This is a genomic window from Pseudomonas veronii, from assembly GCF_001439695.1.
In the GTDB taxonomy this organism is placed as follows: domain Bacteria; phylum Pseudomonadota; class Gammaproteobacteria; order Pseudomonadales; family Pseudomonadaceae; genus Aquipseudomonas; species Aquipseudomonas veronii.
On the sequence record NZ_JYLL01000019.1, the window covers coordinates 96,590 to 106,081 of the forward strand.

Annotated in this window: 3 protein-coding genes; all 3 read right to left on the reverse strand. The window is 65.0% G+C overall.

Translation table 11 applies throughout. The features are described from left to right. Positions 1-103: 103 nt before the first annotated feature. The 3 genes from recD to recC are packed head-to-tail and all read right to left on the reverse strand — an operon-like array spanning position 104 to position 9,293. Positions 104-2,173 carry an exodeoxyribonuclease V subunit alpha gene (gene recD, locus TU80_RS21135; RefSeq protein WP_046382062.1) on the reverse strand — a complete coding sequence of 690 codons (2,070 nt, stop codon included), beginning with the start codon at positions 2,171-2,173 and terminating at the stop codon, positions 104-106. Then, positions 2,170-5,844: an exodeoxyribonuclease V subunit beta gene (gene recB, locus TU80_RS21140; protein WP_057005305.1), complete on the reverse strand. Its 3,675-nt coding sequence runs from the start codon at positions 5,842-5,844 to the stop codon at positions 2,170-2,172. The genes recD and recB overlap by 4 nt, the downstream gene beginning before the upstream one ends. Continuing rightward, positions 5,841-9,293: an exodeoxyribonuclease V subunit gamma gene (recC, locus tag TU80_RS21145; RefSeq protein ID WP_057005306.1), complete on the reverse strand. Its 3,453-nt coding sequence runs from the start codon at positions 9,291-9,293 to the stop codon at positions 5,841-5,843. Before recC ends, recB begins: the two co-directional genes overlap by 4 nt. Positions 9,294-9,492: the final 199 nt, after the last annotated feature.

Genomic DNA, 9,492 nt, shown 5'->3' on the forward strand with positions numbered 1-9,492 from the left:
ACGATAGCACAGCGGCGGAAAGCCCCGCGAGGCTACGCCTCGAAGGGTCCCGCTATTTTTTCAGAAAAATATGACACTCAAATCCGAAATACCAAATGACCGATCAGTCAGGTTTCCCGGGCTCATGCCCCAACTCCAGCATCAACCCGCTCAAGCGCTTGACCTTGCGCCGCACGGCTTCTTCGAACACCCCGCCGCGTGGCTCGATCAGGCTGAACCAGCGCTTGGCGCGGGTGATGCCGGTGTAGATCAGTTCTTTGGTGAGCACCGGGTTCAGCGCGTCCGGCAGGATCAACGCGGTGTGGGTGAACTCGGAGCCCTGGGATTTGTGCACGGTCATGGCGTACACGGTTTCCACATCGTTGAGCCGGCTGGGCAGCACAAAGCGCACGCCGCCCTGGCCGTCGTTACGCGGGAAGGCCACGCGCAACACGTGGGGGCCGCCGGCGCTTTCGGGCAATTTCAGGGCGATGCCGATGTCGCCGTTCATCAGGCCCAGGCCGTAATCGTTGCGGGTCATCAGCACCGGGCGGCCTTCGTACCACTGCTCGTCGCCGTCGATCAGCCGCGCTTTGCGCAAGGCGGCGGTGATGCGCAGGTTCAGCCCTTCCACGCCCCAAGGTCCCTTGCGCACGGCGCAGAGCAGTTGGAAGGCGTCGAAGGCGTGCAGCAGTTGTTGCGCCCAATGGGTCCAGGCGGGGTCGTCACGCGGGGTGTCGAGAGACGGGCGCGCGGCGTGCAGCAGGTTCAGGTAGGCACGGTAGCCCTCGGCACCATCGCCCGGCCCGTCCAGCACCAGGCGTTCCAATGCGTGGTCGTGTTCGCCCTTGAGGCTGACGCAGAACAAGTCGCGGTGGCTGCCCGCGGCCAGTAACCGTCGGGCTTCTTCGGCGTTCTGCTGGTTGACCCAACGCGCCAGTTGGCCGATGCCGCTGCCTTCGCCGAAGCGCCGCGAGTAGCGCAGCATCACCACTTGCTGGGCCAGCGGGTGGCTGCCATCGAGGTCCTCCTGCAGGCCGCTGTTGCCCAGGTCTTCACCGCTGACCGCTTGCAGCCATCGGCGGGTGTCGGCGCTGTACCAGCCGGCCTCGGCGTCGCGGCACAGGTCGCCGAGTACGGCGCCGGCCTCGACCGAGGCGAGTTGGTCCTTGTCGCCCAGCAGCACCAAGCGTGCGTGGGGCGGCAAGGCGTCGAGCAGGTTGGCCATCATTTCCAGGTCGATCATCGAGGCTTCATCCACCACCAGCACATCCAGCGGCAATGGATTGCCCAGGTGATGACGGAAGTGGCGGGTGCCCGGGCGGCTGCCGAGCAGGCGGTGGACGGTGGTGACCTGGGTCGGGATTTTTTCCCGCACGTTGTCAGGCACATTCAGCGACAGCACTTGCTGGCTGATGGACTCGGTAAGCCGTGCGGCGGCTTTACCGGTGGGCGCCGCCAGACGAATGCGCAACGGGCTGCCGGCTTCCACGGCCGGCGCCTGCAACAGCGCGAGCAAGCGCACCACGGTGGTGGTCTTGCCGGTGCCGGGGCCGCCGGTGACGATACTGAACGCCCCGCGAGTGGCCAGGGCGCAGGCGAGTTTCTGCCAGTCGATCACGCCATCGGGCGGCGCTTGGTCGAACAGGCCGTTCAGGCGCTGGGGCAGATCGGCGGCGAGGCTTTCTGCTGTGGCCAGGCGCAGGCGCAAGGCCGTGTCGATGCGTCGTTCGTAGGTCCAATAGCGGCGCAAGTACAAGCGTTTGCCGGACAGCACCAACGGGCGACTTTGCGCGGCCTCGCTGCCGTCGACGGCCAACGCGACCAAGGGGCTGGCGGCCAGGGCGTGGCACCAATGCGCGCCGTCCAGGCCCGCGAGCAGTTGCGACGGCAGCAGCATGGTGCCGGTTTGCAGGTCGCCTTCCGGCGGCAGGGACAGGGCGAAATCCGGTGCCTTGAGGGTCTCGAACAGGTCCAGGCACACATGGCCGTGGCCCAGTTGATGGCTGGTCAGGGCCGCGGCCAGCAACACCAAGGGGTCGGCCTGCGGGTCGAGTTCGTGCAGAAAGCCGACGAACGCCTTATCCAGCGCGCGCAGCCAGCCACGCTCGACCCAACGTTCGAACAGTTGCACCAGATCGGCGGCGCGGCTGAGGGGCATCAGTGCCTCCAGCGGTAACGGCGACAGGCTCATAGCAACACTCCTTGTTCCCAGGCGGGCTCAGCCTTGGGCGGTAACGATTGGCCTTGGAACATCAGGTCCAGGCTCTCGATCAGCGCCCGTGGCGGCCGCGTGAAGTACGCCCCCTGGCTGGCGGCCCGAGTGCCGCGCAGGAACAGATAGAGCGCGCCGCCGACATGGCGGTCGTAGTCGTAATCCGGCAGGCGCGCCTTGAGTTGGCGATGCAGGGCCAGCAGGTAAAGCACGTATTGCAGGTCGTACCGATGCTCAAGGATCGACTGTTCCATGGCGTCCTGGGTGTAGGCCGAATCATCGGGGCCGAGCCAGTTGGATTTGTAGTCGGCCACGTAATAACGGCCGTCGTGCTCGAAGGTCAGGTCGATGAAGCCCTTGAACATGCCGTTGAGCAACACCGGTTCCGCTGCGACGCGGGAGACGCCGTTGTGGGTGTACTGGCACACCAGCTTGTCGAGGGCGAGCACGTCGACTTTATGGCTGGCGAACCAGAACTCCATTTCGATCTGGTAGTGCTGCAGGCCACTGAGCGTGACCTGATCGTTATCCAGCGGCAGCGGTGTTTGCAGCAGATGGCCGAGCCAACCGCTGAGGGCGATGATCCAGCCTTCCCAGTTGCGGCGGTTGCAGCGCGCGCCCACGGCCTTTTCGATAGCCTGCGGGGTCACGTCGAAGCCCTCTTCGCCCGCCCACTCCAGCAGGCCATGGAGGAAGGTGCCGGGGTTAGGGCCGCGTGGGAAACGGTGAATATCGCTGCCAGACGCAGCCGCTTCACGCGGTGCGTCAGGGTCGAGGCGTTCGTCGTCGAACAGCTTCTGGGCTTGCGGGCTTTCCGGCGCTTCAAGGTTGGCGGCGCTCATACTGTCGCCGATGCGCAAGGCGCTGTAGGACGCGATCCACCAGTTTTCCGCGGCCTTGCGTTTGGGCAGCAAGGGCGCGAGCAGCGTGGCTTCGTTACGCGGCGGGTGGAAGACGCTGGTGTGGGCTTCGGGCATCGGCGCGTAATGCACGGCGGCACAGCCTGCCTGCAGGTCCAGCAACCAGCGCGCCAGGCCGGCGGACTCCGCCAACGCGGCGCCGGCACCGAGCAAATAGCCCAGCGCCGACAGGTGCAGCACCGAGCTGCTGTTGTTGCCGCGCTTGAGGTCGGCAATGCCCAGCCAGCACGCATGTTTGGCGCGGGTCAGGGCGACGTAGAACAGACGCAGGTCTTCCGCCAGGCGCTCGTCATCGGCCTGGGCGATCAACTCGGTGGTCGGGCGCAGGCTCACCTGCGACTTGCCGTTGGCATCGTGGTAATGCAGCGGCAAGCGGCTGCCATCCACCGGTTTGGCCGAGCAGATGAAGGGCAGGAACACCAGGTCGTATTCCAGGCCCTTGGATTTGTGGATGGTCACCACCTTGACCAGTTGCTCGTCGCTTTCCAGGCGCAGGATCTGTTCTTCACCGGCCTGCCCCGACAGCGCGAGGTGTTCGGCCAGGTGGCGGATCAAGGCCTGTTCGCCGTCCAGTTCGGAGGCCGCCTGTTGCAGCAGTTCGCTGAGGTGCAACAGGTTGGTCAGCACGCGCTCGCCATCGCTGCGGGCGATCAGGGTTTGCGGCAGTTTGAAGTCGTGAAGCAGGCGACGCAGCATCGGCAGCACGCCTTGGCTGCGCCAGATCGCGCGGTAGCCACGGAACTGCATCACGCGGCTTTCCCACGCCAGTTCGTCCTGGTTCAGACGCTCAAGTTCCGGCAGTGACAGGTTCAAGGTGACGCAAGCCAGCGCGGCGCGCAGCGGGCGTTCGACGTCCGGTTCGGCACAGGCCTTGAGCCAGGCCAGCAGGTCGTGCGCCTCTTGGGCGGCGAACACCGAGTCCTTGTCCGACAGGTACACGCTGCGCACGCCACGGGCGGCCAACTCACCGCGCACGGCTTGGGCTTCCTTACCGTCGCGCACGAGGATGGCGATGTCCGACGGCAACACGCCATCGAAGCTACCGTCGGCGTGTAGGAAACCAGCGCGGCCTTGCTGCCCGCCGTTGAGCAATTCGACAATCTGTGTGGCGCAGGCAGCCGCCAGTTGCTGGCGATAAACCGCGTTGGAAATCGGCTGATCGGTGGGCAGGTGCCAGAGGTTCAGCGCGGGCAGCGTCTGACCCTCGACCTGCAGTTGCTCCTTGCGGCCTTGGGACAGCACCGGCTGGAACGGCACCGGGTTTTCGCCACTCGGCTTACGGAACAGAAACGCGCCACGCCCGGTTTCCGCACGCTGGAACACATGGTTGACCGCCTCGACCATCGCGTGGCTGGAGCGGAAGTTGGTGCCCAGGGTGTGATGCCGGCCGGTGGTGGATTGGCGCGCGCGCAGGTAGGTGTAGATGTCGGCGCCACGGAAGGCGTAGATCGCCTGCTTGGGGTCGCCGATCAGGAACAGGCCGCTGTCGAGGTGGTTTTCTTCGATGCGGTAGATGCTGTCGAAGATGCTGTATTGCACCGGGTCGGTGTCCTGGAACTCGTCGATCAGGGCGACCGGGAACTGTTCGCGGATCACGCTGGCCAGACGCTCGCCGCCGTCGCTTTGCAGGGCGGCGTTGAGGCGGATCAGCATGTCGTCGAAGCCCATTTCGGCGCGCCGGCGTTTTTCATCTTCGAAGCGTTTGCCGACCCACGCGGCGGCGTGTTGCAACACGGCGGCGTCGGGGGTGGGCAGCGCATCCAGGCTGGCCTTGAGGCTGGCCATGGCGTCGATGCCCGGGTGGTGCGGCGGCTCGCCCTTCCAGGCTTCGGCCATGCCGTCCGGGGTCAGGCGAGTGAAGCCGGTGCCGATGTCCAGCTGTTCGAGGGATTCGTCCGCGGCCCAGGCGCTGATCTTTTCGAACCAGGGTTCGAAGTAACGCGCTTGCATCTTGCGCCCATCGACGGTTTTGGCGGCGACGGCTTGCAGGCAGATCTCGCGCAACTCGCCGGCCCATTGCGGCCACGGCGCCTTGAGGGCGACCAGGGCGGCGCGGCGTTCTTGCAGGCACGCAGTGATCAACTCGGCCGGCTCACGACTTTCGCCGCTGGGCCGTTCGCTGCCGAACAGCGCGCGCACCCGTGGCATCAGCGCGGCCGGCCCCCCCCAGTTGTTGCGCACCCAGTTGAGCGCATCGTCGTGCATCGGGTAGCAAAACAGCCGCCAGTAGTCGCGCAGCACTTCGCCGAGCAGGTCGCTGTGGTCGGTTTCCAGGGTCTGGGTGAACAGGCTGCCGCTGTCGAAGGCGTGTTCGCGCAGCATGCGCTGGCACCAACTGTGGATGGTCGAAACGGCGGCTTCGTCCATCCATTGCGCGGCGATGTCCAGACGGTTGGCGCAGGCCGGCCATTGCGCGGGCGGGTATTGATCGCGCAGTTCGGCGATCAGGGCGTCGGGCTGTTGGATCTCATCGCGAAAGAACCGCGCGGCTTCGGCCAGGCGGATGCGGATGCGTTCGCGCAGTTCCTTGGTGGCGGCGTCGGTGAAGGTCACCACGAGGATCTGCGGCGGCAGCAGTTCGCGGCCGAAGCCGGCGTCATCGCCACCGTGGCCGAGCACCAGGCGCAGGTACAGGGCGGAAATGGTGAAGGTCTTGCCGGTGCCGGCGCTGGCTTCAATCAGCTGGCTGCCTTTGAGCGGGAAGGCCAGGGCCAAGGGTTTGCTGCTCATGCGCCGGCCTCCTCGCCAGTGAGTGATCGCCAGGCGGCGTTGATCAGGGGCCGGTACAAGGTTTCGCACCAACCTTCGAATGCTTCGCTGGCCACCAGGGCCGCATAGTCGGGGAATTGCCGGGTCAGCGCGGGGGTTTCGCGGCGCTCGCCATCGGTGTTGATGCCATCACCTTCGTAGGCTTTGCTCGCGGCCGCCGCGGCTTTGGCCGGGTCGGTCTGACCGAGCCAGGCGAACGCGGTTTTAACCGCGACGGGCAGCGGTTTGGCCATGCCGACGTGCCAGGCCAGCAGCAGGTCGCCGAGGATGTCCTGGGCGCTGGAGGGTTCCAACGGGGCCAGCAACAAGGTGTCGTCGCTGGCCACCAGCGCGGTACTCAACGGCAGGCCGCAGGCGCAGGCCACCAAGTGGTTGACCCACGGGCGAATCAGCCGATGCCACTTGCGGGTCTTGATCGAGCCGATGCTGTTGGGGATGGTGGTGACGCTCAACAATCCGCCATCACTGCGCCGATGCAGGCCGCTGATCCAGCCTTCGAGCTGAATGCCTTGATGCTCGAAACTGATCGGTTCCGCGCCGGTGTGCGGAGTGGGCCAGAGGGCCAGCAGTTGTTGATAGCGTTGCAGCAGCCCGGGCAAGGGCTCGATCAGTTCGTTGCGCAGGCACTCGCCGAAACCAACCATCGGCAGCAGGCCGCTGCCTTGCAGGCGACGGGCCTGGGCGCTGAGCGCCTGGTCGACATGATCGGGCTGGCTCAGCGCGGCGTTCAGCAGGCTGTCGCTCAGGCTGTAGCGTTGCAGGGCGTCGAGGACAAAGGGTTCCTCATCGGCCAGCGGCACTTCGGCAGCCTCGAAGAATACTTTCAGACGCTGGCTGAAGAAGTGTTTGACCGGGTTGCGCAGGAAGTCCTGCAACTGACCGAGGCTCAGGGGTTCTTCCTGTCGATGGGCCGCCAGTTCGGTGTTGTCTGGCGGCGCATCCGTGACTTCGTGCAGCAACTGCCATTCGCGGGCGTAGCTGAACAGCGGGTCACCGGCGTGGAAATAGCGCGCACTGAAGGGTTGGAGCGGGTGTTCCTGGGTCATCGCGTCAAGCAGCGGTGCGTCGCTTTGGCTTGACTGCCAGCCGCTGGCGAGATGATCGCGCAGTTGACCGATCAATACCGATGCCGGGCGCTCGCTGTTGTCGCGAATGCTGCGGCCGACCCAGCTGATGTAGAGCTGGTCGCGGGCTGACAACAGGGCTTCGAGCAGCAGGTAGCGGTCGTCTTCGCGGCGTGAGCGGTCGCCGGGGCGGTAGTCGCTGCCCATCAGGTCGAAATCCAGCGGTGGTTGGGCGCGTGGGTAGTCGCCGTCATTCATGCCGAGCAGGCAGACCAGCTTGAACGGGATCGCGCGCATCGGCATCAGGGTGCAGAAATTGACAGCTCCGGCGAGGAAGCGCTGGGACAGGCGCCCTTGGTCCAGACCGGCTAGCCACGCCTCGCGGACTACAGTGAGCGGTAACTCGTCCTGCAGGCCGACGGATTCGCAGGTTTCCAGCCAGGTTTCGCGGAGCTGTTCGAGCTGGCCCAACAGGTAGTCGTCGTGTTCGCTGCTGGGCAGGAAAAACAGCTGCATCAAGCGTTGCAGGCGCTCGCCCCATTCTTGTGGAGCCGCAGGTTGCGACAAGGCTTGGTGGGCGTCGCTGAGTGCGTCGAGCAACGCGACCAGCGGGCCGATCAAGGCGGCGTCGAGGCCGCCGATTTCGTCGTAGGGCTCGATGCCGTCACAGGCGACACCCGTGCCCACGGCATAACCGAGCAGCATACGGCGCAAACCAAATCGCCAGCTGTTTTGCTCCAGCTCGTGGGGTAGACCGAGACCGGCGCGCTGTTCGGCATTGAGGCCCCAGCGGATGCCGGCGCCTTCGATCCAGCGATGCAGCGTCGGCAGGTCGCGCTCCTTGATGGCGAAGCGTTCGCGCAGGGCCGGGACGTCGAGCAGGTCGAGGATTTCACTGACCGGGAAGCGGCTGTCGGGGAGCTTGAGCAGGTGTTCGACGGCGATCAACAGCGGGTCGCGCCCGCGTTGGCCCTGGTCGGTGAGGGTGAAGGGGATGAAGCGCGGATCATTGCGGTCCAACTGGCCGAACACCGCGCGAATGTGCGGCGCGTAACTGTCGACGTCGGGGACCATGACGATGATGTCGCGGGGACGCAACGCAGGATCGGCGCTGAAGCGTTGGAGCAATTGGTCGTGGAGGATTTCCACTTCGCGTTGGGCGCTGTGGGCGATGTGAAAGCGGATCGAGGTATCGCGCTGCAGATCGACGGCGGGCCAGAGGTCGCGGGTTTCGTTGAGCGGGCGCAGTTCGAGGATATCGTCCTGGAGCTGGTTGAGCAGTGTGGTCGGTTCGCCGTCGCTGAACAGGTCGATGCGGCCGTCGCGGAAGGCTGCGCGGTAGCTGTTGGGATCGTCGTAGCTGTCGAGCAGGCTGATGTAGTCGCGACCTTGCTTGCCCCAGGCGGCGAGCAACGGGTGAGCATGCTGGTGCAGGGTTTGCGGGTCGATGGTGACCGGCATGCCGGCTTTGCGTGCCTGGCGTTTGTATTCGTTACGCAGCAAGTCCTTGTCGGCCACGATGTCGGACCAATGGTGGCGACAGGGGTTGTGGACGCAGAGCAGGACCTGACTGAAGCGCGCCAGGCCGGCGAGCGCTTCGAGTGCTTGGGCGGGCAATGAGGAAATGCCGAAAACAATCACTCGGGAAGGCAGCCCTGGCGGTGCTTGCTCAAGGCTATTGATCCGTTCGATAAAGCGCTGATGCACACCGGCACGGCTTTGCGCCATGCCGGCTTCGCCCACATCCAGCAGTAGGGCGCGCCATAACTCGGCTTGCCAGCAGTTGGCGGGGTCGAGGGGTTTGGATTCGCCGCGGCCGTTACGCAACTGATGGCGGCCGGCGGCCCAATCTTCCAGCCAGTCGGCGCGGTAGACCTGGTATTGGTCGAACAGGTCGGCCAATCGCTCGGCGAGTTGGTAGCGTTTGCGCAGGTCGGAGTCGTCCGTGAGGAAGCGCTGCAGCGGCTCGAAGTGCGGTTGATTGATCAACTCGGGGAGCAGGCGCATCAGGCGCCAGGTCAGCGGGGCTTTATCGAGCAGGGATTTGGGCGGGATCTCGTCGCGCCCCAGGACCATGCGATAGAGCTGCCACATGAAGCTGCCGGGCAGTTGCACGTCGATCGCCGCAGCAATGCCGCAGCCACCCATGTCGTCATCTTCCGGATCTTCGGCCAGGGCCAGCTTGAGCCATTGAGCGATGCCGTTGCTCTGGACCAGGGCGATTTCATTTTCCAGAGGGGCCAGGGGATAACGGCGCATCCAACTGACCACCAAGCTGCGCAGTTCGTCCAGGCGGTTACCGTGAACCACCATGAATCCTGCGCTGAGAGGCATCGCATCCGGCATAACGGCTTCCTTGGCAAAAGCAAAATCGAGGCATGGACTTTAGCACTGAAGGCCGTCCAATGAGCCACTTGACCCTTTCCGACCGCCCAAAACAAAACCCCTGTCTGCGTAAGCAAACAGGGGTTCTGGAATTTAATCTTGACGATGACCTACTCTCACATGGGGAAACCCCACACTACCATCGGCGATGCATCGTTTC